At 69.8% G+C, this 24,688-nt stretch carries 24 protein-coding genes and 2 tRNA genes; 13 read left to right on the top strand and 13 right to left on the bottom strand.

Annotation, left to right across the window (positions count from 1 at the left end; translation table 11 throughout):
- Positions 1-22: 22 nt before the first annotated feature.
- The gene (locus ABVN73_RS08675) at positions 23-781 is read right to left on the bottom strand and encodes an FCD domain-containing protein (protein WP_353857657.1); all 759 of its coding nucleotides are present in this window, start codon (positions 779-781) and stop codon (positions 23-25) included.
- 110 nt (positions 782-891) lie between these two features.
- Positions 892-1,806, bottom strand: coding sequence for a DMT family transporter (locus tag ABVN73_RS08670; protein WP_353857656.1), 915 nt, complete (start codon positions 1,804-1,806; stop codon positions 892-894).
- A gap of 186 nt (positions 1,807-1,992) precedes the next feature.
- Here ABVN73_RS08670 and ABVN73_RS08665 point away from each other — a divergent pair, with 186 nt between their 5' ends.
- The 5 genes from ABVN73_RS08665 to ABVN73_RS08645 all read left to right on the top strand — a co-directional run bounded on the left by ABVN73_RS08665 (position 1,993) and on the right by ABVN73_RS08645 (position 8,311).
- Positions 1,993-2,865, top strand: coding sequence for an N-formylglutamate amidohydrolase (locus tag ABVN73_RS08665; RefSeq protein ID WP_353857655.1), 873 nt, complete (start codon positions 1,993-1,995; stop codon positions 2,863-2,865).
- Between the two features lie 6 nt (positions 2,866-2,871).
- Positions 2,872-4,002, top strand: a complete 1,131-nt coding sequence (locus tag ABVN73_RS08660; protein WP_353857654.1) for a carboxylate-amine ligase — start codon at positions 2,872-2,874, stop codon at positions 4,000-4,002.
- Positions 4,003-4,189: 187 nt separating this feature from the next.
- Positions 4,190-5,500: an O-acetylhomoserine aminocarboxypropyltransferase gene (locus ABVN73_RS08655; protein WP_353857653.1), complete on the top strand. Its 1,311-nt coding sequence runs from the start codon at positions 4,190-4,192 to the stop codon at positions 5,498-5,500.
- A 10-nt stretch (positions 5,501-5,510) separates the two neighbouring features.
- Complete coding sequence (locus tag ABVN73_RS08650) at positions 5,511-6,308, top strand: alpha/beta hydrolase (RefSeq protein ID WP_353857652.1); 798 nt, start codon at positions 5,511-5,513, stop codon at positions 6,306-6,308.
- 131 nt (positions 6,309-6,439) lie between these two features.
- The gene (locus ABVN73_RS08645; RefSeq protein WP_353857651.1) at positions 6,440-8,311 is read left to right on the top strand and encodes a PAS domain S-box protein; all 1,872 of its coding nucleotides are present in this window, start codon (positions 6,440-6,442) and stop codon (positions 8,309-8,311) included.
- Positions 8,312-8,423: 112 nt separating this feature from the next.
- Here ABVN73_RS08645 and ABVN73_RS08640 read toward each other — a convergent pair whose 3' ends face one another.
- On the bottom strand, positions 8,424-8,885 hold the full coding sequence (locus tag ABVN73_RS08640; RefSeq protein WP_353857650.1) for an Hsp20 family protein: 462 nt from the start codon (positions 8,883-8,885) through the stop codon (positions 8,424-8,426).
- Between the two features lie 279 nt (positions 8,886-9,164).
- Here ABVN73_RS08640 and ABVN73_RS08635 point away from each other — a divergent pair, with 279 nt between their 5' ends.
- Positions 9,165-9,572, top strand: a complete 408-nt coding sequence (locus tag ABVN73_RS08635; protein WP_109070617.1) for a DUF1465 family protein — start codon at positions 9,165-9,167, stop codon at positions 9,570-9,572.
- Between the two features lie 96 nt (positions 9,573-9,668).
- Here the strand turns inward: ABVN73_RS08635 and rpmE are convergent, their stop codons facing one another.
- Positions 9,669-9,893: a 50S ribosomal protein L31 gene (rpmE, locus tag ABVN73_RS08630; RefSeq protein WP_014241009.1), complete on the bottom strand. Its 225-nt coding sequence runs from the start codon at positions 9,891-9,893 to the stop codon at positions 9,669-9,671.
- 206 nt (positions 9,894-10,099) lie between these two features.
- Here rpmE and ABVN73_RS08625 point away from each other — a divergent pair, with 206 nt between their 5' ends.
- Positions 10,100-11,932 carry an ABC transporter transmembrane domain-containing protein gene (locus tag ABVN73_RS08625; protein WP_353857649.1) on the top strand — a complete coding sequence of 611 codons (1,833 nt, stop codon included), beginning with the start codon at positions 10,100-10,102 and terminating at the stop codon, positions 11,930-11,932.
- A gap of 64 nt (positions 11,933-11,996) precedes the next feature.
- The gene (locus tag ABVN73_RS08620) at positions 11,997-12,809 is read left to right on the top strand and encodes a DUF2243 domain-containing protein (RefSeq protein WP_353857648.1); all 813 of its coding nucleotides are present in this window, start codon (positions 11,997-11,999) and stop codon (positions 12,807-12,809) included.
- Positions 12,810-12,824: 15 nt separating this feature from the next.
- Here the strand turns inward: ABVN73_RS08620 and ABVN73_RS08615 are convergent, their stop codons facing one another.
- Positions 12,825-14,351 carry a class I SAM-dependent methyltransferase gene (locus tag ABVN73_RS08615; RefSeq protein ID WP_353857647.1) on the bottom strand — a complete coding sequence of 509 codons (1,527 nt, stop codon included), beginning with the start codon at positions 14,349-14,351 and terminating at the stop codon, positions 12,825-12,827.
- Between the two features lie 293 nt (positions 14,352-14,644).
- Between ABVN73_RS08615 and ABVN73_RS08610 the strand changes: the two genes are divergently transcribed.
- Both ABVN73_RS08610 and ABVN73_RS08605 read left to right on the top strand, forming a co-directional pair.
- A tRNA-Lys gene (locus ABVN73_RS08610) sits at positions 14,645-14,720 on the top strand.
- Positions 14,721-14,797: 77 nt separating this feature from the next.
- Positions 14,798-14,873: transfer RNA gene (locus tag ABVN73_RS08605), tRNA-Lys, on the top strand.
- An 83-nt stretch (positions 14,874-14,956) separates the two neighbouring features.
- Here ABVN73_RS08605 and ABVN73_RS08600 read toward each other — a convergent pair.
- From ABVN73_RS08600 to ABVN73_RS08570, 7 genes are all read right to left on the bottom strand, one after another.
- Positions 14,957-15,412 (bottom strand): MaoC family dehydratase, encoded by a 456-nt coding sequence (locus ABVN73_RS08600; protein ID WP_353857646.1) that lies wholly within the window; start codon positions 15,410-15,412, stop codon positions 14,957-14,959.
- Between the two features lie 220 nt (positions 15,413-15,632).
- Positions 15,633-15,956 (bottom strand): DUF1153 domain-containing protein, encoded by a 324-nt coding sequence (locus ABVN73_RS08595; protein ID WP_172428387.1) that lies wholly within the window; start codon positions 15,954-15,956, stop codon positions 15,633-15,635.
- A gap of 214 nt (positions 15,957-16,170) precedes the next feature.
- Complete coding sequence (locus tag ABVN73_RS08590) at positions 16,171-16,896, bottom strand: flagellar hook assembly protein FlgD (RefSeq protein WP_353857645.1); 726 nt, start codon at positions 16,894-16,896, stop codon at positions 16,171-16,173.
- 49 nt (positions 16,897-16,945) lie between these two features.
- Positions 16,946-19,018 (bottom strand): flagellar hook-length control protein FliK, encoded by a 2,073-nt coding sequence (locus ABVN73_RS08585; RefSeq protein ID WP_353857644.1) that lies wholly within the window; start codon positions 19,016-19,018, stop codon positions 16,946-16,948.
- 224 nt (positions 19,019-19,242) lie between these two features.
- On the bottom strand, positions 19,243-19,758 hold the full coding sequence (locus tag ABVN73_RS08580) for a flagellar basal-body protein (RefSeq protein ID WP_353857643.1): 516 nt from the start codon (positions 19,756-19,758) through the stop codon (positions 19,243-19,245).
- Positions 19,751-20,158 carry a rod-binding protein gene (locus ABVN73_RS08575; protein ID WP_353857642.1) on the bottom strand — a complete coding sequence of 136 codons (408 nt, stop codon included), beginning with the start codon at positions 20,156-20,158 and terminating at the stop codon, positions 19,751-19,753. Before ABVN73_RS08575 ends, ABVN73_RS08580 begins: the two co-directional genes overlap by 8 nt.
- Positions 20,158-21,294 (bottom strand): flagellar basal body P-ring protein FlgI, encoded by a 1,137-nt coding sequence (locus tag ABVN73_RS08570; RefSeq protein ID WP_353859472.1) that lies wholly within the window; start codon positions 21,292-21,294, stop codon positions 20,158-20,160. The genes ABVN73_RS08575 and ABVN73_RS08570 overlap by 1 nt, the downstream gene beginning before the upstream one ends.
- Before the next feature lie 294 nt (positions 21,295-21,588).
- On the opposite strand from ABVN73_RS08570, the gene ABVN73_RS08565 reads away from it, so the two are divergent.
- From ABVN73_RS08565 to ABVN73_RS08555, 3 genes are all read left to right on the top strand, one after another.
- Complete coding sequence (locus ABVN73_RS08565) at positions 21,589-22,005, top strand: flagellar assembly protein FliX (protein WP_014240995.1); 417 nt, start codon at positions 21,589-21,591, stop codon at positions 22,003-22,005.
- A gap of 240 nt (positions 22,006-22,245) precedes the next feature.
- Positions 22,246-22,665 carry an RNA polymerase-binding protein DksA gene (gene dksA, locus ABVN73_RS08560; protein ID WP_035675009.1) on the top strand — a complete coding sequence of 140 codons (420 nt, stop codon included), beginning with the start codon at positions 22,246-22,248 and terminating at the stop codon, positions 22,663-22,665.
- A gap of 571 nt (positions 22,666-23,236) precedes the next feature.
- Positions 23,237-23,746, top strand: a complete 510-nt coding sequence (locus ABVN73_RS08555; RefSeq protein ID WP_353857641.1) for a hypothetical protein — start codon at positions 23,237-23,239, stop codon at positions 23,744-23,746.
- Between the two features lie 153 nt (positions 23,747-23,899).
- On the opposite strand, the gene flgH is transcribed toward ABVN73_RS08555, so the two are convergent.
- Positions 23,900-24,685 (bottom strand): flagellar basal body L-ring protein FlgH, encoded by a 786-nt coding sequence (gene flgH / locus ABVN73_RS08550; protein ID WP_353857640.1) that lies wholly within the window; start codon positions 24,683-24,685, stop codon positions 23,900-23,902.
- Positions 24,686-24,688: the final 3 nt, after the last annotated feature.

Genomic DNA, 24,688 nt, shown 5'->3' with positions numbered 1-24,688 from the left:
CCCCAAAAGGCGCCGCCCGCGGTTATGGAGCGGCGTCGGTGTCGGGGCGGGAAAGGTCTTCCGCCTTCCGGCTCAGGTCGTTGTAACGGTCGAGCACCCAGCCGAGGTGATCGGTCGCCGCGGCGGCCGCGGCGTCGGCGTCGCGGCGCCGGATGGCGTCGTAGATGGCGCGGTGATGGTCGATCATCAGCGCCTCGCGGCCCAGCGCGAAGGGCTCGGTGTGATGGTACTCCATCATCTGGCCGAGGATGTCGCGGATGGTCGCCAGCAGATGCAGGTAGACCGGGCTTCCCGCCGCCTGGGCGACGGCGAGGTGGAAGTCCATGTCGTCGGCCGCCTGCTTGCCGTCGCGGCCCGTCTCGCCCATCGCGGCGAGGACCCGCCCGATGTGGTCGATCTGCTCCTGCGTCGCGCGCTCCGTGGCGCGCCGCGCCGCCCAGCTTTCCAGGGCCTGCCTGATCTCCACGAGGTCGCAAAGGTTGGCGTGCTTCACCCGGACCATCTCGGTCAGGGCGCCGTCCATGGCGCCGGCGGAGGACACCACCCTCGTCCCGCCGCCCTGCACGGCGGTCAGGAAGCCCTGCGTCTTCAGCTTCTGCAAGGCCGCGCGCACCGACACCCGACTGACATGGAGCTGCTCGGCCAGTTGGCGCTCGCCGGGCAGACGCTCTCCCGGAACCAGTTCGCCGCGGGCGATCCGCTCGAGAATCCGCTCCGCCACCCATTCGGAGATGCGCTGGGAGGAGGGCGGTACGTGGTGGGGTTCTTCGGTGTCGGACACGGTGTCATGCCCTTTCATCAGCAATCGGTCATAGGTCGTACCCGAGTCGGGCAAATCACGTCAACTCGCATCCGGACGGCGGCGTATGGTCGGCGCCAGCGGCGGCCCCTTCATCGGCTCCCGCGGCGGGCCACCAGGATGCCGGCCAGCACGACGGCGCCGCCGACCGCCTGGAACGCGCCGAGCGGCTCGGCGAGCAGCGCCCAGGCCAGCACCGCCGCCGCCGCCGGCTGGAGCAGCAGGCTGACGGAGGAGAAGGCGGCAGGCAGGTGGGCCAGCGCGTAGGCGATCAGGCTCTGGCCGCCGGCATGGCTGACCAGGGCGAGCCCGAGCAGCACGCCCCAACCGCCGAGCGTTCCGGCGATCAGGCTTTCCCCCGACAGCAAGGCGATGGGCAGCAAGGCGAGGCCGGTGACGATGCCGCTCCAGGTCATGATGGTCGCGGTGGAGAATTCCGACCGCAGACGGCCGACCATCAGGAAGTAGCCGCTGTAGAAGACGGCGGTCAGCAGCCCCAGCGCGTCGCCGAACAGATGGTCGGGGCTGAGCTGCAGGCTTTGCCCCATCAGGATGATGGCACCGCACAGGGACAGGGCGAGCCCGGTGAGGAAGGTCCGGCTGAACCGCTCCTTGAACACGAGCCAGGACACCAGCGTCACGAAGATCGGCGCGAAGTTGGCGAGCAGCGTGGAGTTGGCGACGGAGGTGTAGCGGATCGACCAGTGCCAGATGGCGAGGTCGCCCGCGAAGAACAGGCCGGCGGCGGTCAGCCGCGCGTAGTCGCGCATCGACGATGGCTTGCGCGAGCGGGCGCCGCCCTTCGGCTCCATGGCCATCCAGACCCACAGGGCGGGGATGGCGAAGGCCAGCCGCCAGAAGGCGGTGGCGCTCGGTCCCAGCTCGGACAGGCGCACGAAGATCGGGGCGAAGGCGATGCCCAACGCTCCGATGAGAAGGGCTATCAGCGCGATCCGCTGCGCGGAGTCGACGCGCGCGACGGGGGCGAGGGTGCTGGCGTCCGGCATGGCGCCCGTTATAACGGACGCAACCTGCGGGCGCCATGTCCCCCCGCCGCATGGCACGTCTGCGGAAGACCCGGATTGTGGGACATTGCCGCGGCGCCGGGATCATCCACGCGTCCCGACCGTTGCCATGGGAACCTTCCGGCGGGAACTTCCGCTGCGACCGAGACCCTGCAATACTGTGCCACCATGACGCAGCGATCCCCCTGCAAGCCCGCCGAGCATCCCCGACCGGTGCCCCTGCCGTCGCCGCCCCGCGCCGCGCCGCCGGTGCCGCTGCTGGGCCCCGACGATCCGCCGCCGGTCACCGTTCTGCGTCCGGAGTCGGAGAGTCCCGTTCTGCTGCTGTGCGACCATGCCTCGCGCGCCATTCCGAAAGCGCTGGGGACCCTGGGGCTGGACGAGACCAACCTGTGCCGGCACATCGCCTACGACATCGGCGCGGCGGAGGTGACGCGCCGGTTGTCGGACCGTTTCGGCGCCACGGCGGTGCTGTCCGGCTATTCCCGGCTGGTGATCGATCCCAACCGCGCGCTGGATGACCCGACGGCGATCCCGGTGGTCAGCGACGACGTGGTGATCCCCGGCAACCGGGCCCTGGACCGGTCCGAGGAGGAGCGGCGGATCGACGCCATCTTCCGGCCCTATCACGAGGCGGTCGCCGCCGAGGTGGCGCGGCGGCGGGAGCGCGGGCAGGTGCCGGTGCTGCTGTCGATCCACAGCTTCACGCCGGCCATGCGCGGGGTCGCCCGGCCCTGGCACGTCGGCATCCTGTGGGACCACGACCCGCGCATCCCGATCCCGATGATCGCGCGGCTGCGCGCCGACGGGCGCTGGTGCGTCGGCGACAACGAGCCCTATTCGGGCCGGACGACCCTGGGCGGCACGGTGGAAAGCCACGCCACCCCCGCCGGGCTGCCCAACGTCCTGGTCGAGGTGCGCCAGGACCTGATCGCCACGCCGGAGGGGGCCGGGCTGTGGGCGACGGTGCTGGCCGACGCGCTGGAGCCGATCCTGGCCGACCCCGATCTCTACCAGATCAAACTGTTCCCGCGGGAGTGAGCGTTCATGGAGCCGGCCTTCACGCTGGGGCTTGAGGAAGAGTATCTGCTGGTCGACCGCAACTCGCGGGACATCGCGCGCAACCCGCCGGACGAAATGCTGGCGGCCTGCCAGGAGCAGGCGCCGGGCCAGATCCATCCGGAATTCCTGCGCTGCCAGATCGAGGTCGGCACGCCGGTCTGCTCCACCCTGGCGGAGGCGCGGGCGGAACTGGCGCGGCTGCGCGCCACGGTGGCCGGGGTGGCGCACGCCCACAATCTGGCGCCCATCGCGGCCTCCACCCATCCCTTCGCCGCGTGGGAACCGCAGAAGCACACCAACCGCGACCGCTACAACATGCTGGCCCGCGACCTTGGCGCTCCGGCGCGGCGCCTGATGATCTGCGGCATGCACGTCCATGTCGGGATCGAGGACGACGACCTGCGCATCGACCTGATGAACCAGGTCCGCTATTTCCTGCCGCATCTGCTGGCGCTGTCGACCTCGTCGCCCTTCTGGCGGGGGCAGGACATGCAGCGCCGATCCTACCGGCTGGCGGTGTGGAACGAGCTGCCGCGCACCGGCATGCCCGACAGCTTCCAGAGCTTCGGCGAGTACCAGCAGCAGGTGAATGTCCTGGTCAACGCCGGCATCATCGAGGACGCGAGCAAGCTGTGGTGGGACATCCGCCCGTCCCAGCGTTTCCCGACGCTGGAGATGCGGATCACCGACGTCTGCACCCGGCTGGACGACGCGGTGACGGTGGCGGCGCTGTTCCGTTGCCTGCTGCGCATGCTGTGGCGGCTGCGTCTGCGGAACGTGACGTGGCGGCCCTACAAGAACCTGCTGATCGGCGAGAACCGCTGGCGCGCCCAGCGCTATGGGCTCGACGAGGGGCTGGTCGATTTCGGGCGCGGCACCATCGTTCCCTACGCCGACCTGATGGAGGAGCTGATCGAGCTGACCCGCGAGGACGCGGAGCGATTCGACTGCGTGGCGGAGGTGGCCAACGCCCGCGACATCATCCGCCGCGGCACCAGCGCCCACCGGCAGGTGGCCATCTATCGCGAAGCGCTGGAACAGGGCGCTACCGGATGGGAAGCCCTGGCCCAGGTGGTCGATTGGCTGGCCGACGAGACGATGGTCGGGGTGGAGTGATTTGCCTCGAAGAGTTGCTTCGAAAACCATCGCAACTTTCGGAAAGCCACTACTTGACCTTTGCGTCATCCAGCCATACCCTCGCCGCAAATCAGCTCACCGAGTTGAGCAGGGCAGGCAAAAAATAACGAAGCAGCAGAGGGCCGCTCGCACCACGGGCGGCCCTTACCTTTTCAGGGGGATGGGAATGGCCGACGCCAAGTTCCTGAAGTTCGACACGCTGAGCCTGCACGCCGGCCAGCGGCCCGACCCGGCGACCGGGGCGCGGGCGGTGCCGATCTACCAGTCCACGTCCTACGTCTTCGACGACACCGACCACGCCGCCTCGCTGTTCAACCTGGAACGGCCGGGGCACATCTATTCCCGCATCTCCAACCCCACGGTGGCGGTGCTGGAGGAGCGGCTGGCGGCCCTGGACGGCGGTGTCGGCGCGGTCTGCACGGCCAGCGGCCAGGCGGCCCTGACGCTCGCCATCATGACGCTGATGGACGCCGGCGGGCACATCGTCGCCTCCTCCTCGATCTACGGCGGCAGCCGCAACCTGCTGGCCTACACGCTGCCGCGATTCGGCATCACCACGACCTTCGTGAATCCGCGCGACCTCGAGGGCTTCCGTGCGGCCATCCGGCCGGAGACGCGGCTGCTGTTCGGCGAGGTGCTGGGCAATCCGGGGCTGGAGGTGCTCGACATCCCCCGCCTGTCGGCCATCGCGCATGAGGCCGGCCTGCCGCTGATGGTCGATGCGACCTTCGTCACGCCCTATCTGTGCAAGCCGCTGAGTTTCGGCGCCGATCTGGTCATGCACTCCTGCACCAAGTGGCTGGCCGGCCACGGCGTCGCCATCGGCGGGGTGGTGATCGACGGCGGCACCTTCGATTGGGAAGCGTCCGGCAAGTTCCCCACGCTGACCGAGCCCTACGCCGGCTACCACGGCATCGACTTCGCGGAAGAGTACGGGCCGGCGGCCTTCGTCATGCGCGCGCGGGCCGAGGGCCTGCGCGACTTCGGCGCCTGCATGAGCCCGATGAACGCCTTCCAGATCCTCCAGGGCGTGGAGACCCTGCCGCTGCGCATGAAGGGCCACATTCACAACACCCGCAAGGTGCTGGGCTTCCTCGAATCGGAGGCCTATGCGGAGAACGGCAGCGTCGCCTGGGTCACCCATCCGGAGCTGCCCGACCATCCCGACCACCGGCTGCGCGCCCAGCTCCTGCCGCACGGTGCCGGCTCGATCATCTCCTTCGGGATCAAGGGCGGGCGCGCGGCCGGGCGGCGCTTCATCGAGAAGCTGGCGCTGTTCTCCCACCTCGCCAACGTCGGCGACGCCAAGTCGCTGGTCATCCACCCGGCCAGCACCACCCACGCCCAGCTCGACGCCGAGGCGCTCGCCGCCGCCGGGGTGGGGGAGGACATGATCCGCCTGTCCATCGGGCTGGAGGATTGCGACGACCTGATCGACGATCTGCGCCAGGCGCTGCGCGCCGCCACCAAGGTGTGAGGAGCCAGCCATGGACCTGACCGTCAACGGCCAAACCGTCTACGCCCACACCGGCGGGCGGCCCTTCGACCCGGCGTTGCCAGCGATCGTGCTGATCCACGGCGCCGGCATGGACCACACGGTGTGGAGCCTGCAAAGCCGCTACCTCGCCCATCACGGGCGCTCCGTCCTGGCGGTCGATCTGCCCGGCCATGGCCGGTCCGCCGGGGCGCCGCTCGCCGCCATCGAGGATCTGGCCGACTGGATCGTGGCGCTGCTGGACGCGGCGGGGGTGGCCAAGGCAGCGCTCGCCGGCCATTCCATGGGCGCCCTGGTGGCTCTGGAAACCGCGGCGCGGCATGGCGGCCGCGTCGAATCGCTGGCCCTGCTGGGGGTGGCGGAGACGATGCCGGTCCATCCCGACCTGCTGGCCGCCGCGGCGCTGAACGATCCGTCCGCCATCGAACTGGTGGTCGGCTGGGGGCACGGGCCTTGCGGCCACGTCGGCGGTGCCGCGGCGCCCGGATTGTCGCTGGTGCCCGGCGGGCGGCGGTTGATGCAGCGGGCGCGGCCCGGCGTCCTGGGAGTCGATCTCGGCGCCTGCAACGCCTATGTCCGCGGCGGCGAGGCGGCTGCGGCGGTGTCCTGCCCGGCGCTGTTCCTGCTGGGCGGCGTCGACCGCATGACTCCGGCAAAATCCGGCAAGGCGCTTGCCGCCAAGGTCAGTGGTTCCGAAGTCGTTCTGCTGTCCGGCATAGGCCATATGGTTATGACGGAAGCTCCAAACGCAACCACAGATGCACTGGCGGCCCGGTTTTCTGCGCGCTAGGCCCGCTGTTTCTTCGTTGATTACAGTCTCATCATGAATCGTTAACAGATTCACGTCTTACTGTTCTGCATGGAAGCGGTGATGCGGAATGGTGAGCTGTGCGGAGTCTTGAGCGGTCTGTTCATGCCTTGATGGCGGTTGCCGGCGATGTCGTCGCGCTGGTGGCGCCGGACGGGCGGTTCGCCGAAGTGGGAGCCGGGTCGCTCCGCGCGCTCGGCACTCCGCCGGAGGCGCTGCTGGGGACCGCCATGCTGGACTGCGTTCACCCGGACGACCGGGAGAAGGTCGTCCGCTGCCTCGCCCGCCGGGACGACGAACCGTCCGGAGACGTTATCGGCCCGTTCGCCTGCCGGCTGCGCCACGCGGCGGGCGGATGGCGGCACACCGAGATGACGGCCTTGAGGATGACGGCCTTGAGTCGGCTGGACGATGCCGGCGTCCGGGAAACCCTCATCCACGCCCGCGACGTGACCGACCGGGTGGAGGGCGAGCAGCGCCTGCGGGCGAGCGAAGCACGGTACCAGACGCTGGCCCGCTCCGCCCCGGTCGGCCTGTTCGAGACGGATCGCGACGGCGGCATCGTGTCCGCCAACCCGCGCTTCGCCGCCATCGTCGGGCTGCCGCCGGATGCCCTGCATGGCCATGCCTGGCGCGCGGCGCTGCACCCGGATGACCGCCCGCGGCTGGAGGCGGACTGGGCGGAGGCCGTGGCCTCGGGCCAACCCATTCTCCTGAACGTCCGCTTCCGTGGGGCCGACGGCACGGTCACCTTCGCCCTGTGCCAGGGCTCGCCGCTGGCCGACGCCGACGGGCGGGCGCGGGGCTGGGTCGGCACGCTGACCGACATGACCGAATATGTGCGGACGGTCGATGCGCTGCTGATGGCGGAAGCCCGCACCAACGCCATCGTGGACGCCGCGGCCGACGCCATCGTCACCATGGACGGGGAGGGCATCGTCCACAGTTTCAATCCGGCGGCGGAGGCGATGTTCGGCATTCCGGCCGCCGACATGCTGTGGAATCGCGTCGACCGGCTGATTCCGGGCATCGGCGCGCTGCTCCAGGGGGGCGGGCTGGCCGTCTACCAGCCGGGCGGCGAGGCCCACGGCGCCGGGGCCGTGCAGGAGGCCGTCGCGGTGCGGCGCGGCGGCGACCGCTTTCCCATCGAGCTGTCGGTGAGCGCGGTGGAGACGGGGGGGCGCCGGGTCTTCACCGGCATCATCCGCGACATCACCGCGCGCAAGCGGAGCGAAAGCGACCTGATCGCCGCGAAGGAAGCCGCCGAATCGGCGGACCGCGCCAAGTCGACCTTCCTCCAGGTCATGAGCCACGAGTTGCGGACCCCGCTGAACGCGGTCATCGGCTTCGCCCAGGTGATCGAGATGCGGCTGCTCGGCGCGGCGGAGGTGGACCGCTACATCGACTATGCCGGCTCGATCCGCCAGTCGGGCGAGCATCTTCTGGCGATCATCGACGACATCCTGGACATCACGACCATCGAGGCCGGCGGGCTGCGCTTGAACGAAACCCCCGTCGATCCGTCCGCCCTGGTGGGGGAGGCGCTGAATCTCGTCGCCATCCAGTCGGGCAAGCGCGGCGTGCCGATCCACATCGATCTGGAGGACGGCTTGCCGATGCTGACCGGCGACGCGCTGCGCCTCCGTCAGGTGCTGGTGAACCTGCTGTCGAACGCGGTCAAGTTCTCCAATCCCGGAGAGCCCGCCCTCATCCGTGCGTATCGCGGAGGCGATGGCGGGCTGGAACTGTCGGTGACGGACACCGGGATCGGCATTGCGGCGGACGATCTTCCGAAGGCGATGACCCCCTTCGTCCAGGTCGACCAGTCGATGGCGCGGCGCTACGAGGGGATGGGGCTCGGCCTGTCCATCTCGAAGCGGCTGGTCGAGGCCCACGGCGGCACGCTGCGCATCGCCAGCGCCCCGGGACAGGGAACCACCGTGACCGTGGCCCTGCCGCCCGGCCGGATCGTGGCCGACGCATGAGGGGCGACTCGTGAGGGGCACGGCAAAGGCGCCCCGCGGACGCAAAAACGGCGCCCCGGTTTTCCGGGGCGCCGTGCGGACGCGTGGTGCGCCGACGCGCAAGGCCTTCCGGTTACGCGGCCTGCTGGGTCAGAGCCGGCTTCGCCGTGCCGCTGGTGCCGATCTGGATGGTCCGCGGCTTCATCGTCTCCGGCACCTCGCGCACCAGATCGATGTGGAGCAGACCGTTCAGCAGATTGGCGTTGCCCACCTTGATGAAGTCGGCAAGCTGAAAGCGGCGCTCGAAAGCGCGGCCGGCAATACCCCGGTAGAGGAATTGGCCGGTCTCCTGTTCCTTCTTAGCTTTCCCTGTGACCACCAGAGAGTTCTGCTGAGCGGTGATCTCCAGGTCCTCCGGGCCAAAGCCGGCGACGGCCATGGTGATCCGGTAAGCGTCGTCGCCCGTCTTCTCGATGTTGTAGGGCGGGTAGGACGCGGCGGCCTCGTCGCCGGTCATCGCGTTCTCCAGGAGACGCGAGAGGCGGTCGAACCCGACGGTCGAACGGAACAGGGGCGAAAGGTCGTAGGAGCGCATGACATATCCTCCAAATGAGCGATACAGCGATCGGAGACCACGATCATCGTCGGTCCCCCGGTTTGCGGTGTCGGCGAACCCCAACTGGGCGTCCGCCGACACCGCGACAGATAGGCGAGCGCTTCCGCCGTTCAAGAGCGCGCTTTCTGAAATTCGCCGGGCCGCGCCGTCTCCGTCCAGCGGACGGGTTGCGGGTGTCCATAACCACTCATCGATTGTTAATCAGTTGCGCCGAGGCTCGGAATCGGGCCATTCGGCCGCAGGAGGGGTACGGCCGTGATGGAAACACCGACCTTCTTCAACGGAACTTACGACGAGACGATGGCGCTGCTGATCGAGGCGCGGAACTACATCGCCTATCACGACGCCGTCAGCCACCGGGCGCTGCCGCCCCAGGTCCGGCTTCAGATCTCGTATGAATCCATGCGGGTGACCAGCCGACTGACCCAGGTGATGGCTTGGCTGCTGGCGCAGAAGGCCGTCCACGCCGGGGAGATGACCCGCGAGCAGGCGGCGAGCGACGATTTCGCCCTGTCGGGCGGGGACATCTGCACCGATCCCTCCGGTCCCGACAACGAGCAGCTGCCGGAAGGCCTGCGCAGTCTTCTGGAGCGCAGCCACCGGCTCTACATGCGCGTCGCCCGCCTGGACGAGCGCGCCCGCGACGCGGTGGCGCTGGCCGGCTGACGGCCGGCTTCGCGGCAAACCGAAAACAGAAGCCGCAAACGCGAAAAGGGCGCCCGGCGGACCGGACGCCCCTTTTCGTTTTGCGGGCGAAGAAGCTTACTTCTTCAGGCCGAAGCTCGCGAAGCGCTTGTTGAACTTGGCGATCTGGCCGCCCGTGTCCAGCAGCTTCTGCACGCCGGTCCAGGCCGGGTGCGACTTCGGGTCGATGTCGAGGCGCAGCGTATCGCCCGGCTTGCCCATCGTGGAGCGGGTCTTGAACGTGCTGCCGTCGGTCATCACCACGTTGATCTCGTGGTAGTCGGGATGGATATCAGTCTTCATGGCCGGGGTTCCTGCAAAGCGAGCGCGGTCTATAGCAAAGCAGGCGGCATGATGCAACCGCGTTCCTGCGCTGGAAAGACGGGTGGTTCCGTCCGCTCGCCAAACCATACCTTGTTCATAGTTCCCCCCCTTGCTATATGCCGGGCTTGCCCCCGTGCACCGTCTGCACATCGTCCCGCCGCCCGTCCTGCCGCTGGGGAGCCCCGGTGTCCCGTCCTTCGTCGAAGTCCGATCCGGTGTCCGAAGCGACGCCTTCCGCCGCGCCGCGCCGCCGCAACCTGTCGCCGCTGCGCCGGCTCTTTCCCTTCCTGTGGCCGTACCGGCTGCAGATCCTGGGGGCGATGCTGGCCCTGACCGTGGCCGCCGGGACCGTTCTGGGGCTGGGGCAGGGGATGCGCGTCCTGGTGGACCAGGGCTTCGTTGCGGGCGATTCGGCGCTGCTCGACCGGGCGCTCCTGGTGCTGCTGGTGGTCATCGTGCTGATGGCCGCCTCGACCTTCGGGCGCTTCTATCTGGTGAGCTGGATCGGCGAGCGGGTGGTGGCCGACATCCGCCGGGCCGTCTACAGCCACGTGGTGAAGCTGTCCCCCGGCTTCTTCGAGACGACCAAGACCGGCGAGATCCTGACGCGCCTGACCACCGACACCGAGGTGCTGCAGACCGTGGTCGGCTCCTCCGTCTCGATCGCGCTGCGCAACACGCTGATGTTCGTCGGCGGCACGGTGATGCTGCTGGTGACCTCGCCGAAGCTGGCCGGGCTGGTGTTCCTGGGCGTTCCGGTGGTCATCCTGCCGATCATCATCCTGGGCCGGCGGGTGCGCGCCCTGTCGCGGGCCAGCCAGGACAAGATCGCCGATCTCGGCTCCTTCGTGGAGGAGACGCTGGGCGCCATCCGCACCATGCAGGCCTACACGCACGAGGCCATCGACCGCAGCCTGTTCGGCGGGCGGGTCGAGGACGCCTTCGCCACAGCCCGGCGGCGGGTGACGGTGCGCGCCATCATGACGATGATCGTCATCGTGCTGGTCTTCGGTTCGGTCGGCCTCATCCTGTGGATCGGCGGGCACGACGTGCTGGCCGGGCGGCTGACGGTGGGGCAGCTCTCGGCCTTCGTCATCTATTCGGTGGTCGTCGCCGGTTCGGTCGGCGCGATCAGCGAGGTGGCCGGCGACCTTCAGCGCGCCGCCGGCGCCACGGAGCGTCTGTTCGACCTGCTCGACACCGAGCCGGAGATCCGCGCCCCGGCCAACCCGCGCGCCCTGCCGGAACCGGCGCAGGGCGCGCTGTCCTTCCGCGACGTGCGCTTCCACTACCCGTCGCGGCCGGACTGGGCGGCGCTCAAGGACTTCTCGCTGGAGATCGAGCCGGGCGAGACGGTGGCGCTGGTCGGCCCGTCGGGCTCCGGCAAATCCACCGTGTTCCAGCTTCTGCTGCGCTTCTACGACCCGCAGGCCGGCGCGGTCACCCTGGACGGGGTGGACGTCCGCGACGCCGACCCGGTGGAGGTGCGGCGGCGGCTCGGCCTCGTCGCGCAGGACCCCGTGGTCTTCTCCGCCAACGCCTGGGAGAACATCCGCTACGGGCGCCCGGACGCCACCGATGCCGAGGTGCTCGCCGCCGCCGAGGCGGCCCACGCGCTGGAATTCCTGCAGGCCTTGCCGGAAGGGCTGGACACCTTCCTGGGCGAGAAGGGCGTGCGCCTGTCCGGCGGCCAGCGCCAGCGCCTGTCCATCGCGCGGGCCATCCTGCGCGACCCGCCGGTGCTGCTGCTCGACGAGGCGACCAGCGCGCTCGACGCGGAGAGCGAGCGCATGGTGCAGGATGCGTTGGACAAGCTGATGACCCGGCGCACCACGATCATCATTGCCCACCGCCTGGCCACCGTCCTCAACGCCGACCGGATCGTGGTGATGGAGCAGGGGCGAGTCGTCGCCACCGGGCGCCACGCCGATCTCGTCCGCGAGGGCGGCCTCTACGCCCGCCTCGCCGCGCTCCAGTTCGACCGCGCGGCGGACGAGGCCGGGCTGGTCGGCGGATAACGAGCCTGCGGCCGTTCGGGCGCCGGGTGCGGAACCCGTCCGCGCCCGCAACGGTTGTCGGGCCATGCCCACAGACACGACACATCGTTCTTCACCGGCGCCGGCCACGGCAAGGAATCCCAGGGCGGGGCTTCCCTGGGCGGGATACCTGCTGGGCTTCGCGCTGGGCGGCTTCTTCGACGGAATTCTGCTGCATCAGGTGCTGCAGTGGCATCACCTGCTGTCGGCGGTCGACTCCGCCGCCGTGCGGGACATCCGCGTCCAGATCCTGGCGGACGGCCTGTTCCACGCCGCGATGTACGTCGTCGCGGCGGGCGGCCTGTGGCTGCTCTGGCGGAACCGGCGCCGTTTCGCCGAAGCGGGGGCGGATCGTCTCCTGGCCGCCAACGCGCTGATCGGCTTCGGCGTCTGGCACATCCTCGACGGCGTCCTGTCGCACTGGATTCTCGGCATCCACCGCATCCGCATGGATTCGGCGAACCCGCTGCTGTGGGACCTGCTGTGGTTCGTCGTCTTCGGAGTCGCCGTCGCCGCGGCGGGCTGGCGGCTGCGGCGCGGTGGGGGAGCGGGCGGCGGTGGCCGCGTCGCGCCGGTTGCCCTGACCGTGGCGGTGCTGGTCGCCGGGCCGGTCGCCGCCTTGCCGCCGCCCGGCGTGACCACAGTGATGGTGCTGTTCCAGCCCGGCACGACGGCGACGGACGTCTTTGCCGCGGTGGCGGCGGTGGACGGGCGGACGGTCTGGCAGGACCCCTCCGGCCAGCTCTGGGCCATCGACCTGGGCGCGGGCGGCAACCCGACCGCGCTCTACCGGCACGGCGCCCTGCTGGTCAGCAACACGTTGCTGCCGACCGGTTGCCTCGACTGGTTCCGGACCTGATGGTCCGCTTGCCCGTCACGCCACGCCGAGGCGGCGGAGAGTCGGCAGCCGCAGGCGGGTGAAGCGGTCGAACCGGGCGCGCAGCTCCGCCATGTTCGCCTCCTCCCCGTCGAGCCGCGCGCCGTCCCGCGACAGCGTCAGCCCGTCCGCCGCCAGCGCCTCCCAGGCGGTCGCCGCCGGGTCGGTGCCGTTGCGCCGGGCCAGCAGGAACAGCGCCTCCAGCCGCGAGACCGCGACGCCGGAGCCGAGGACCGGCGACGCCAGCGTGTCCAGCGTGTCGTCGCGGCGGTTGCGTTCCAGGATGGCGGCGTTGAACCGGTCGGCCTGCACCGCGCGCGCCGCCTGACCGGACTCGGGCAGCGCGGGCGCCGCCAGCGCGAGGCTGGTCAGGATCATCAGGGCGCGCAGCACCGCCTCCTCGCCGTGGCGGGCCAGGGCGGGGAGGGCGGACAGCTCGGCCAGAGTCGGTGTGCCGGCGGCCAGCGCCCCGGCCAGCGGGCCGTGCAGGTCCTGGGGCAGGGGCACGCGCCCGACCGGGGCCAGAACCACCTCCGGCAGGTCGTCGGGCGGCACCAGGAGGGTGAAGCGGGTGGCGCGCAGCCGCTCCCGCCGCTCCGCCGCGGTCAGCCGTTCCGCCCCCTTCACGAACAGGTCGCGGCGGAAGGCGCGGTTGGTCAGCAGGTCGCGCAAGGTCTCGCGGTAGGCCGGGTCGCGCGCCTCGGCCAGCAGGGGCAGGGCGTCCGGCGGCAGGGACAGCTCGTCCATCTGCTCCATCGGGACGGCGGGGCCGGCGAAGTCCAGCTTGGCCGCCGCCAGTTCCCCCGCCACGTCGGCGTGGTAGAAGGCGGTCCAGTCGCGGTTCAGATATTCATGGGCGATGTAGTTGGGCGACTTGCGCTTCAGCGAGTCCAGCCGCGCCGGCACCGCGTCGGCCTGGGCGAACCAGCCGGCGTTCAGGGCGGTCAAGCGACTGGCGAAGGCCACGGCCTCCTCGATCCGCTCCGGCAGTGGCCCGGTGCGGTCGGCGCAATGCTCGACCAGCACGCGGCGCAGCGGCATGTAGGCGAGCGTGCCGGGCAGGGCGTTGTAGCTGACGAAGACCAGCCCGCCGGGCTTCAACCGCCGCTTCAGCAGGTCCACCAAGATCGCCCGGTTCTCCGCGCTGACCCAGGACCAGACGCCGTGCAGGGTCACGATGTCCAGGTCCTTGGTCCCGCCTTGGGCGTAATTGGCGAAGCTCTCTTCCAGGAAGGCGGCGTTGCCCAGCCCGGCCTCGGCGGCGAGGCGCTGGGCGCCGGCGATGTGGCCGGGGTTGAAGTCCACCGCCTCGAACCGGGCGTCGGGGTGGCAGCCGGCCAGGACGGCGCTGCTCACCCCATGGCCGCAGCCGATCTCCGCGCAGGCGAAGGGCCCGGCGAGGTCCATCGGGGGCCGCCAGCCGCGCAGGGTCAGCGCGAAGGACAGCAGCGCCGGCGACAGTTCCCGGTAGAAGGCGTGGATGTAGCCGATCCCGCCCACATAGCCCTCGGTCCAGCCCTGCATCGTCTCCACTCCTTCGGTCCGCTGGGGAAGGGTGATAGCGCCGGGCTTGGCCGGCTGTCAAAGAAGGCGGCCGAAGAGGGCGGTTTTGATCGGTGTGTGCGGAGCCGGAACGAGCCCCGCAAAAAAATGCGATCCTATCCATTTTGGTATCGACAAGCCCCGGACCCTTCGTTATAAACCGCGCCACACCGGCCGGGACGACGGCTTGGCCGGACAGGAACCCTAGTCGATACGGTCAGGCATTCCCTGACGTGGAGACGAAGGCTCCGGTGCCGGTGTGAACGAGAAGTGATGGGCGCATAGCTCAGTTGGTAGAGCAGCTGACTCTTAATCAGCGGGTCCAAGGTTCGAGTCCTTGTGCGCCCACCATCACTTTCCGGATCGAAAGGGATCGCTTCCCAAGGCCCCTTTCACGCCGCCGGGTGTCTTGATGCCCGGATGGGAATGGGCGCATAGCTCAGTTGGTAGAGCAGCTGACTCTTAATCAGCGGGTCCAAGGTTCGAGTCCTTGTGCGCCCACCATTCCCGCCGAACGGCACGACAGCGATGCACACAAAAGGGCTGCCCTCGGGCGGCCCTTTGTGCGTTTGGGGATCCGCGCGCCGTCACCCCGGATCGGCGGCGGGGCGGCGGAGGACAAGCAGGTTCGCGGTCATCTGCTGCACGATCGCGCCATCCTGGTTGAGGGTGGTGGTGCGCACGCGGGCGATGCCGCGGTCGGCGCGCTTGGCCGACACGCGGACCTCCAGGATCTCGCTCTCGATCCGCAGCGCGTCGCCGGGGCGGGTGGGCTTGGGCCAGCGGATGTCCTCCACCCCCATTCCGACGAAGCCGCCGGCCAGCGCGCCGTCTCCCGTGACGATCATCCGCATGGTCAGCCCGGCGGTGTGCCAGCCGCTGGCCGCCAGCCCACCAAAGAGACTGTCCCGCGCCGCCTCGGGGTCGAGGTGGAAGGGTTGCGGGTCGAACTGCCGCGCGAAGGCGACGATGTCCTCCTCCGTCACGGTCACCGGGCCGCCAGTGAAGCGGTCGCCGGGGGTCAGATCGTCGAGATAGCGCATGGGGCGGTGAACTCCCGTCGCGGGTTGCATTGCCGCTCTGCGTTAATCTTTGCGGCGCGGGAACGAAAGCGATATCTGCCACGCAAAAATTGCAAAGCTGTCCGGACGCAAAGTGTCCGGGCGTCAGACGCTCGCCGTTCCTGCGCCGGCGCAGAAAACAACGACGCCGCAGGGTGGGCCTGCGGCGGTCTGGTCCGGACGGACGGTGCGCGGGAGCAGCTTATTCGGCGGCGGTGCTGGCCATGCGGCCGCGCACGGACGGCGGCGGCTGGTTTCCGCGATAATCCTGCAGCCGCGTGGCCCGCAGGCCCCGCATGCCGTGGCTGTCGATCAGCCGCTGCCAGGACAGGAACTCCTCCACGGACAGGGTGTAGCGGCGGCACGCTTCCTCAAGGCTGATCAGCCCCGAACGCACGCCGGCCACAACCTCCGCCTTGCGCCGCATCACCCAGCGCTTGGTGTCCGGAGGGGGAAGATCATTTTCTGTCATCGGCCGTCCTGCTGGACCGATGACCGACGCTCCACTGGAGCCATCGTCGCTCATTTCAAGCTCGCGAGATGACATGCGCGGACGCTCCACCATCAGCAGTGTATTCCACGATTTGGTGGTAACCTACCCCTTCTCCGCTTAACAAAAGCCTAAACGATAGGGTTAATGTTTTAAGCATAAAAGGCATGGCGCATAGGCCCCTGCGGACCTCTGCCCATGCCTTTGACCATGCAGCGTGACGACGCTTGAGCGCGAGGGCGGGGTGCCCTCAGAACACCTTGCTGAGTTTGGACAGCGGCACCTCGACGCTGCCCACGGACACCACCGTCTCGCCGTCCTTGTTGGACCCGATGCCGCTGACCGTGCCGAAGGTGAAGGGGGTCGCCTTGATGATGTCGTCCTTCTTCTCGGACACCGGCGCGATGTTCAGGCGGTACTGGCCCGGCTGGACGGCGTTGCCGCCGTCGTCCTTGAAGTCCCAGTTCACGACATGCTTGATGCCGGCGGCGGTCTCGCCGGTCATCGACCGGACGACGCGGTTCTTGCTGTCCAGGATGTCGACGCGCACCGACTTGGCCGACTTCTCCAACTCATAGGCCAGCGGGGCCGCCGTCATGCCCTGGGTGTAGTCGAAGCTGTCGCCCTCGAAGGTGACGGTGCGGCCCAGATAGGCGAGGTTGGTCGAGTTGGTCGAGGCGTTCTGCAGCTTCAGCAGCTTGTCCAGCCGGCTGTTGGTGCCGATGTTCTGCTCCACGTTCGCGAAATCGACCAGCTGCTTGGTCATGTCGTTCGTGTCCATGGGCTTCAGCGGGTCCTGGTTCTGCATCTGCGTGGTCAGCAGCTTCAGGAAATGCTCGAAGTTGTCGCCCAACCCCTTCACCGCGGTGTCGAGCTTCTGCTCGTCGGCGGTCTTCGTGGTCTTGGTGGTGTCCGTCTTCGTCTTGGTCTGGTTCAGGTTCCAGCTGCTGCCGTAATCGGTGTTGGTGGTGGCCATGGTCGTCGTCCTTCGCTGGAATGGCTGCGGCTGGTCTGAACGTTCTGGGTCAGGCTTGGATGTCGACGCGGCCCGGGGCCACGGTCAGTGTGTAGGCGGTCTGCGCGTCCTCCACCTCGCCCGGACCGCCGCCGAAGCCGCGACCCCGCCGGCCCGAGCCGCCCTGCCGTCCCGATTCCTGGAACGACTGGCCGCCTTCGCCGCGCAGGCTGAAGTTGAGGCTGTTGCTGTCCGCCTTCAGCCCGGCGTCTTGCAAGGCGCGTTCCAGATTGCGGCTGTCGCGCTGCAGAAGTTCCAGGGTCTGGGCCTTTTCCACGGCGACGGATGCGGTGACCCGCCCGTCCTGGCCGATCTCCAGCTTGATGTCGATGCGGCCCAGCTCGGCGGGACGCAGGTTGATGGTGAACTGGTCGTTGCCGTCCGACACGTTCCGGCTGATGTGGACCGCCACCTGCTCCTGCACGCCCATCGGCAGGCCGGCGGACCCGCGGGACGGGCGGAGCTGGGCGGTGGTCAGCCCCGTCTCCACGCCGCTCGCCGTGTGCGCGCCGTCGATTCCGGCGAAAACCGCGTGAGTCGGGGTGGTGGCTTGCGGGGCGCCGTCGGCGGGCGGCGGCGCGTCCGCGGCGGCCGCGGCGGCGGCGTTCAGGAACGCGCTTTGCCCGGCAGGCTTTGCCGGGTCGGCAAGCGGTGCCTGCGGCGCCGGCGGCTGGGCCAGGGACGCGGGGTTGCCGTTCGGGTCCGGGTTGCCGCGGTTGCCGGCGTTGGCGCCGGCATCGCCGTCCGCCCCGGTCCGGGTCGCAGCCTTGGCCTTCGCCCCGGCGAGATCGGTCAGGGATTGCGGCAGCGGCGCGTCGTCGTCGTTCGGCAGGTCGGCGATGGGCAGGGCGCCGGCGGACAGCGCGTCGGCGGCCGCCGCCGGCTTGTCCTTGGCGGCGTCCTTCGCCTCGGCGTGGGGCGCCGGCGTCTCGGCCTGCGGGCCGCCCGGCGGGACAGCCGGGGCCGCTGCCGCGTCCGCCAGCGTTGCAGGCGCCTCAGCAACCGGCTTGGCCGCGGCAGCGGCCTTCACGGACTCGTCGGGGGCGGCCTTGGCCTTGCCGTCGGGATGAGGGGTGGCGGCGGCCAGGGCGGCGGCCAAAGCGGCCTCGGCGGCGGGGTCACCGGCCAGAGGGGCCTTCTCGCCATCCGGAACCGGAGCGTCGGAGGGAGCCGTCTCGGCCACGGCCCCGAGCGTGCCGTCGTCCGTCGTCTCCTCGGCTTCGCCGTCCGGCCGCCCGATGGCCACCGGGGCGACGGCCAGCGCCAGGGCGGCCTCGCGGTCGGTCAGGACGGTGGACCGGTCGGCGGTGACCAGCTCCACGGTGGTTTCGGTCACCGTGACGGTCAGGTCGAGGATCACGGCCTCGCCGGTCCCGTCTTCGGCGGCCTGATCGCCGGTTCCGTCCTGCGCGCCGCCCTCGCCCGTCCCGTCGTTGGTCTCGTCCGGCAGGAGCTTCGCGGCCGTGTCGGCGGGAGGGGTGCCGCCGGAGCCGACGCTGGTGGGCGCCGGCTTGGCGGAATCATCGAGCGCCGCCTTGGCGTTCGCGGCCTTCGCGTCCTTGGCTGCGGCGTGAGCCGCGGCGCCGGCGTCCCTCCGTTCGGTGCGAGTCGCGTGGGCGGCCTCGCCGGCCTTGGCCGCGTCGGACGCCCGGGACTCCGTGCGCTCGGCGGTGCGCTGGGCCTCGTCCTTGCGGGCGGCCCGGGCGTCGGCCTGGGTGGCGGCCTGGGTGGCGGCGTCGGAGGTCTGGCGCGGCTTGGCGGGTTCCGCGCGGATCGGGTCGGGGCGGGGAGGGGGGCTGCGCTCCGCGGCCTTTTGATCGGCGGCCCGGTTGGCGGCGGCCCGATTGGCGGCGGTCCGATCGGCGGCGGCCTGGTCGGCGGCGCTCGCCGCGGCGCTGCGGCGCTCCTGGGCCATCGTCTCCGCCTGGACCTGATCGCGCTTGCGGGTCGCGGCCTCGCTGATCAGCCGGTCCATCATGGTGGCGAACTTGTCGCTTCGCGGGGCCGTGTTCTGGCCGGAAGGGGTCTGGCCCCGGACCAGGCTTTCGAACGCGGAGGGCGCGACGGTCGTTTGGATGGCCATGGAAGCGATTCCCGGAAGCGGACAGGTGCACCCCATCCAGAAGCAACTAGCGGGCCAGTTTCAGGCCGGCGCCGGCGCGTCCCCCCGCGACCGCGCGCCCGGCAGTTCCGTCCGCAAGGCGGCAAATTCCGCCGGGTGGCCGGCGCTTCTTGCCGGACCCGGCAACGCCGAAGGGCCGCCCGGTCGGACGGCCCTTCCTGTGGATGCTGGGGGGCTGACGCGAGTCAGAGCCGGGTGTTCAGCGTGGCCGAGGTGGACGGCCCGTGGCTCGGCGTGACGTAGGTCGCGCGGGGCGGAACCGGGGCGGTGCCGTAGGCGGGGGTGGTGGTCTGGCGGGCGCGGTTGATGGCGCCGACCACGGTGTCCACCAGGATCTTCTGCGCCGCGCTGTTGCGGCGGAGCGCGTCGGCGTTGGCGGCGGACGCCTCGTACAGCCCGCGCGTCGCCTCGCGCAGCGCGGCCTTGGTCTCGTCGGGCAGGGCGGCCATGCCCTCGCGGTCCACGCGCAGCAGGCGCGACACCTCTTCATAGACCAGCATCATCGGCTGCTTCTCACGTCCCAGCCGGGCCAGTTCGGCGCTCGTGCAGTGGCGCATCACCGCCTCGGTCTCGCGCGCCAGATGCGCGCTCAGCCGGTTCATCAGCTCGACCAGGGCGACGGCGCGCTCCTCGGCGTTCTTGGGCAGATTGGCGGCGGGCGCCTTGGACGGCTGCGGGAAACGGACGTCGACCTTATCCATGGTTGCCCTCCTGTGCGCGCAGAAGCTCGCGGTAAACCTGATCGGCGATGCCGAACCCGCCGCTGCGGGACACCTGCTTGCCGTACTCGTTGGTCAGCATGGAGCGGAACATCTCCTCGGCATGGCCGCCGCCGAAGGTCTGGTCCACCTCGATCCCGTCGAACATGTGGCCCAGCATCTGGGAGACGAAGACGCTCTCGAACTCGTTCGCGGATTGGCGGAGCTTGGCGCGGATCGCCGGGTCCACCTTGCTCTCCGCGCTTTTGGGATCGACCAGATCGGTCCGCACCGCCGTCCGGACGCCCGCCTGGGCGCCGGACGCCGCGCCGTTCTGGGCGCGCTCGGCGGCCGCGGGCAGGCGCGGGGGCGGGAGGCCGGGAAGGGAAAGCGTCGTATCCATCAGATCACCTCGATCTCCGCCTGCAGGGCTCCGGCGGCCTTGATCGACTGAAGGATGGCGATCATGTCCCGGGGACCCACGCCAAGCGCATTCAAGGATTGTACCAACTCCTGGAGCGTCACCCCGGAATTCATCACGGCCAGCCGGTTGTTGGACTGGTCGTCCACCTGGATGTCGGTGCGCGGCACCACGGCGGTCTGGCCCTGGCTGAAGGGGCCGGGCTGGCTGACCTGCGGCGTCTCGGTGACGCGGATCGTCAGGTTGCCCTGGGCGATGGCGACGGTGGAGATGCGGACGTTCTCGCCCATCACGATCACGCCGGACTTCTCGTCGACCACCACGCGGGCGACCTGGTCGGGGGTGACCCGGAGCTGCTCGATCTCGGTGATCAGCCCGACGATGTCGCCGCGCCGGGCCTCCGGCACGCTCAGCAGCACCGAGGAGGGGTCGGTGGCCTGCGCCCGGTTGCCGCGGAGCTGGATGTTGATGGCGGTGGCCACGCGCTGGGCCGTGGTGAAGTCCGGGTTGCGCAGCGACAGGCGCAGCACCGGCAGCTCGGCCAGCGAGAACTGGATCTCGCGCTCGACGATGGCGCCCGAGGAGATGCGGCCGGATGTGGGGACGCCGCGCGTCACGCTGGCCCCCTGGCCCTGGGCGGAGAAGCCCGACACCGCGATCGGCCCCTGGGCCACGGCGTAGACCTCGCCGTCGGCGCCCAGCAGCGGGGTGACCAGAAGCGTGCCGCCGAGCAGGCTCTTCGAATCGCCCATCGCCGACACGGTGGCGTCGATGCGCGTGCCCTGGGCGGAGTAGGGGGGCAGGGTCGCCGTCACCATCACCGCCGCCACGTTCTTGGTGCGCAGGTTGGTGCCGCGGGTGTTGACGCCCATCCGTTCCAGCATGCCCACCAGGCTCTGCTCGGTGAAGGGCGAGTTGTTGAGGCTGTCGCCCGTGCCGTTCAGGCCGACCACCAGCCCATAGCCGATCAGCATGTTGTCGCGCACGCCCTCGACGTCCACCACGTCCTTGATGCGCGCCGAGGAAGCCGAGGCGGGTGCCGACAGCGCCAGCAGCGCCGCGGCGAGCGCGGCCAGCATCGCGACCGCGCGCAGCACGGTGGCGGCACGCAGCGTCATGGCGCGGGGCATCATGGCACGGGGCTGGGCGGTGGCGGTCATGGCGGGGACACTCCTCAACGGCTGTCCCTTCCTATACAAACGGCGTGCCAGAGCCGTGGACGGCAGGCAAAGGGCAGGATCGGCAAGGGGAAGCGGCGGCGGCGGATGAAATGGCCGGAAATTGGCACCGCGTCCGACCGCTTTATGTCACGGAAGAGGGGCAATTTTTGCCCGATTGCGGCAAACCTTGACCGGATGTTAAGGTGCTTCCATCTAGAGTATCGCGCTTTTCCGAAACCGGTTGCACGGAACATGAAAGTCGAAGGCCCCGGAAAACTTCGCGGCAGCAGCTCGGTCCGGCGCACGGGGAAAGCCGAAGGCTCGTCCGGTGCGTCCTTTTCCAAGCAGCTCGTCGGCGAGACCAACACCGCGCAGGGCGTCCACGCCGCGGCGCCGCTGGCCGGCATCGCCAGCGTGCTGGCGTTGCAGGAGGTGGATGACGCCACGGCCCGCGCGTCGCGCGGCAAGATGCGCGCCGAGGAGATGCTCGACAAGCTGGAGGAGATCCAGCACGGGCTTCTGGCCGGCACGCTTCCGGCGCAGAAGCTGATGGACCTCGTGAAGGTGGTGCAGTCGCGCCGCGTCCATGTGGACGATCCGCGTCTGGCCGACATTCTTGACCAGATCGACCTGCGCGCCCAGGTCGAGCTGGCGAAGCTCACCCCCTGAGCGCCTTTCCCAGCGCCGCCGTCCGGGGCGCCACTGGGCGGCCGGGCGCCGCCGGCCTGAACGGCCATAGGACCGGCTTTTCGGCATCGGCCGTACGGCCATCGCCCGAGATTTCACAAAACTTTGCTTCTCCAAGGGCTTGTTCGCGCTTCGATAGGCGAAGCGCGGGGTTGCGGTTGCCGATGCGCCTACCTATACTCCGCGCCGCCCGGATCACCCTTTTGCGTTGGATGCTCTCGGATGTCGTCTCCGCTTCTGCCTAAGAACTACACCCCGTCGGAAGACGAGGAGTTCATGAATCCCGTGATGCGGGAATATTTCCGTCAGAAGCTGCTGCGCTGGCGCGCGGAGCTGCTGGCTGAATCCAGCGAGACCCTGAGCAGCCTTCAGGAAGGCGGCATCCAGGAACCGGACATCGCCGACCGCGCGTCGGCCGAAACCGACCGGGCGCTGGAACTCCGCACCCGCGACCGCGAGCGCAAGCTGATCTCCAAAATCGACGCGGCGCTGGAGCGGTTGCAGGATGGGTCCTACGGCTATTGCGAGGAAACGGGGGAGCCCATCTCCGTCCGCCGCCTCGACGCCCGCCCCATCGCGACGCTGAGCCTGGAAGCCCAGGAGCGGCACGAGCGGATGGAGCGCACACAGCGCGACGACTGACGCGGCGGTTCTCCTCCGCGCCAACGGCCGTGTCTTGGACAAGCCCCCTCCGATCCCGGCGGGGGCTTTTGTCCGTTCGGGAACGGCGTCACGTCGAACGTCTGCGCGGCGATGGCGCCCATCCGAAAATGGGGCCCGTCCAGCGATGGGAAAGGTGCGGCCCGCCCCTCTGTCGGAGCTTGGTTCGCTCGGGCCGGCCGCGGGCCCGCTGCAATGAGCCGTCACGCTACCGGTTCCGACCGGTTCCGGCCAGCCTGGGAAACGGCTTGCCCCTCCCCGCCGACCCACCACCAAACGACGACCGTCTTCCGATGGCGCCCCACCTTTCGATGTGGCGCATTCGCACGTCCGGCCTCCCGTTCGGGCCGGTCGTTTACAACCCAATGGTGCGGGTTGCCATAATGGGCTGTTGACGGTGAAATGGATGTCCTGAAGCGGATCGAGACATTGCAGGCCATGGTCCGTGAGGCGCAGACACGCAGGATGCGCCTCCTGGAGCAATCCCATGAGCGCCTGCGCTCCGCCGAGAAGGCGCTGAGAGGGTCTCACCGCCTGCTGAAAGGGAAGTCCTATGACCCAGACGCATCTTCCGGCGGGCCGCCCCGAGGCGCAGGACAGTGACGCGGAGGATTGGCGTCGGCGCAGCGAGGCCGGGCGCAGGAAGGCCGAGGAGGCCCGCGCCGGGGCCGAGCGCCGACGCGAAGCCGCCGAGGTGGAGCGGGCCGCGGGCTTCCAGCGCCAGGTCGAGGCGGAAGGCGCGCGGCTCATTGCGGAAGAGGGGCGGATCACCGGCGAGGTGCAGCGGCAGGACGCCGAGGAAACGCGCGGCCTCAACGAGGAGGCGCGCCGATGCGCCGAGACGGCCAGGCTTGCGGCGGAAGAGGCGCGGTTCGCCGAGGAACAGGCGCGGCGGATTCACGAGTCCACCCGTCGCTTCGCCGAGGAGGCCCGCCTTCACGCCGAGCAGGCGCGCGCCGATGCGGAGCGCTGCCGGGCGGTGAACGAGGAGCAGCGCCAGATCCTCGACGAGATGCGGGAGACCATCCGGCGGTACGAGGCGCTTCTGGCCGGGAGCGGGTGACGGGCCGCCGGGGGGCGGCAGGAAGGGGCGCGGCAGATCCGGCCGGGCGGCAGAAACTTCCCGCCCGGGCGCGTGAAGGACGGCGGGAAGAGGGCGGATGCCCCGTCCGGTGTGATGACGGGAGCTGTCCGGCCCTGGCTTCCCGGATCGTGCTCAGAAGGGCATGATGATGTCGAAGAGCTGCTGGCCGTAGCGCGGCTGCTGCACGTCGGTGATCTGGCCGCGTCCGCCGTAGGAGATGCGGGCCTCGGCGACCTTCTCGTAGCTGATGGTGTTCTGCGCGGTGATGTCCTCGGGCCGGATCACGCCGGTGATGATCAGGTCGCGCACCTCGTAGTTCACCCGGACCTCCTGGCGGCCCTGGATCACCATGTTGCCGTTGGGCAGGGTCTGGGTGACCAGCGCGGCCACCTTGAGGGTGATCTGCTCCTTGCGGTTGATGGCGCCCTTGCCGTCGTTGGAGGTCGAGCTGTTGAGGTCCAGCAGGCTGCCGGCGTTCACCCCGTCGGGCAGCGCGCGCTGCAGCGCCTTTCCTTCGAAGCCGAAGAGGCTCGGCATGCCGGCCTTCTCGGTGTTGCCGCGGGTGCGCGTCGTCTGGTTGTTCATCTGCGCCTGATCGTTGATCTGGATGTCAACGGTCAGCAGGTCGCCGACCTTGGCGGCGCGCTGGTCCTTGAAGAAGGCCTTGGCGCCGGTCCGCCACAGGGAGTTCGGGTTGCGCTCCGTCGGCAGCGGCGTGGGCATCGGCAGGCTGACCGGCTGGTAGCCGGGCTGCGCCTGCGGGTCCTTGATCTTGGTGAGTTCCGGGGCGGATCCGATGTCCGCCACGCGCGACATGGCGTTGCAGGCGGGGAGGCCGGCGGCGACGGCGGCGAGCAGAGCGAAGCGGAACGCCATGCGGACCGTGTGCCCGGGGGCGGTCGTCTTGAGGGCGGGCATGGG

The organism is Azospirillum formosense (genome assembly GCF_040500525.1).
In the GTDB taxonomy this organism is placed as follows: domain Bacteria; phylum Pseudomonadota; class Alphaproteobacteria; order Azospirillales; family Azospirillaceae; genus Azospirillum; species Azospirillum formosense_A.
This window is presented reverse-complemented; position numbering and strand designations above follow the sequence as displayed.

Excerpts from the sequence above, each read along its gene's own strand:
- ABVN73_RS08670 (WP_353857656.1), bottom strand. The coding sequence starts at position 1,806 with ATGCCGGACGCCAGCACCCTCGCCCCCGTCGCGCGCGTCGACTCCGCG.
- ABVN73_RS08665 (WP_353857655.1), top strand. The coding sequence starts at position 1,993 with ATGACGCAGCGATCCCCCTGCAAGCCCGCCGAGCATCCCCGACCGGTG.
- ABVN73_RS08660 (WP_353857654.1), top strand. The coding sequence starts at position 2,872 with ATGGAGCCGGCCTTCACGCTGGGGCTTGAGGAAGAGTATCTGCTGGTC.
- ABVN73_RS08655 (WP_353857653.1), top strand. The coding sequence starts at position 4,190 with ATGGCCGACGCCAAGTTCCTGAAGTTCGACACGCTGAGCCTGCACGCC.
- ABVN73_RS08650 (WP_353857652.1), top strand. The coding sequence starts at position 5,511 with ATGGACCTGACCGTCAACGGCCAAACCGTCTACGCCCACACCGGCGGG.
- ABVN73_RS08645 (WP_353857651.1), top strand. The coding sequence starts at position 6,440 with ATGGCGGTTGCCGGCGATGTCGTCGCGCTGGTGGCGCCGGACGGGCGG.
- ABVN73_RS08640 (WP_353857650.1), bottom strand. The coding sequence starts at position 8,885 with ATGCGCTCCTACGACCTTTCGCCCCTGTTCCGTTCGACCGTCGGGTTC.
- ABVN73_RS08635 (WP_109070617.1), top strand. The coding sequence starts at position 9,165 with ATGGAAACACCGACCTTCTTCAACGGAACTTACGACGAGACGATGGCG.
- rpmE (WP_014241009.1), bottom strand. The coding sequence starts at position 9,893 with ATGAAGACTGATATCCATCCCGACTACCACGAGATCAACGTGGTGATG.
- ABVN73_RS08620 (WP_353857648.1), top strand. The coding sequence starts at position 11,997 with ATGCCCACAGACACGACACATCGTTCTTCACCGGCGCCGGCCACGGCA.
- ABVN73_RS08615 (WP_353857647.1), bottom strand. The coding sequence starts at position 14,351 with ATGCAGGGCTGGACCGAGGGCTATGTGGGCGGGATCGGCTACATCCAC.
- ABVN73_RS08600 (WP_353857646.1), bottom strand. The coding sequence starts at position 15,412 with ATGCGCTATCTCGACGATCTGACCCCCGGCGACCGCTTCACTGGCGGC.
- ABVN73_RS08595 (WP_172428387.1), bottom strand. The coding sequence starts at position 15,956 with ATGAGCGACGATGGCTCCAGTGGAGCGTCGGTCATCGGTCCAGCAGGA.
- ABVN73_RS08590 (WP_353857645.1), bottom strand. The coding sequence starts at position 16,896 with ATGGCCACCACCAACACCGATTACGGCAGCAGCTGGAACCTGAACCAG.
- ABVN73_RS08585 (WP_353857644.1), bottom strand. The coding sequence starts at position 19,018 with ATGGCCATCCAAACGACCGTCGCGCCCTCCGCGTTCGAAAGCCTGGTC.
- ABVN73_RS08580 (WP_353857643.1), bottom strand. The coding sequence starts at position 19,758 with ATGGATAAGGTCGACGTCCGTTTCCCGCAGCCGTCCAAGGCGCCCGCC.
- ABVN73_RS08575 (WP_353857642.1), bottom strand. The coding sequence starts at position 20,158 with ATGGATACGACGCTTTCCCTTCCCGGCCTCCCGCCCCCGCGCCTGCCC.
- ABVN73_RS08570 (WP_353859472.1), bottom strand. The coding sequence starts at position 21,294 with ATGACGCTGCGTGCCGCCACCGTGCTGCGCGCGGTCGCGATGCTGGCC.
- ABVN73_RS08565 (WP_014240995.1), top strand. The coding sequence starts at position 21,589 with ATGAAAGTCGAAGGCCCCGGAAAACTTCGCGGCAGCAGCTCGGTCCGG.
- dksA (WP_035675009.1), top strand. The coding sequence starts at position 22,246 with ATGTCGTCTCCGCTTCTGCCTAAGAACTACACCCCGTCGGAAGACGAG.
- ABVN73_RS08555 (WP_353857641.1), top strand. The coding sequence starts at position 23,237 with ATGACCCAGACGCATCTTCCGGCGGGCCGCCCCGAGGCGCAGGACAGT.
- flgH (WP_353857640.1), bottom strand. The coding sequence starts at position 24,685 with ATGCCCGCCCTCAAGACGACCGCCCCCGGGCACACGGTCCGCATGGCG.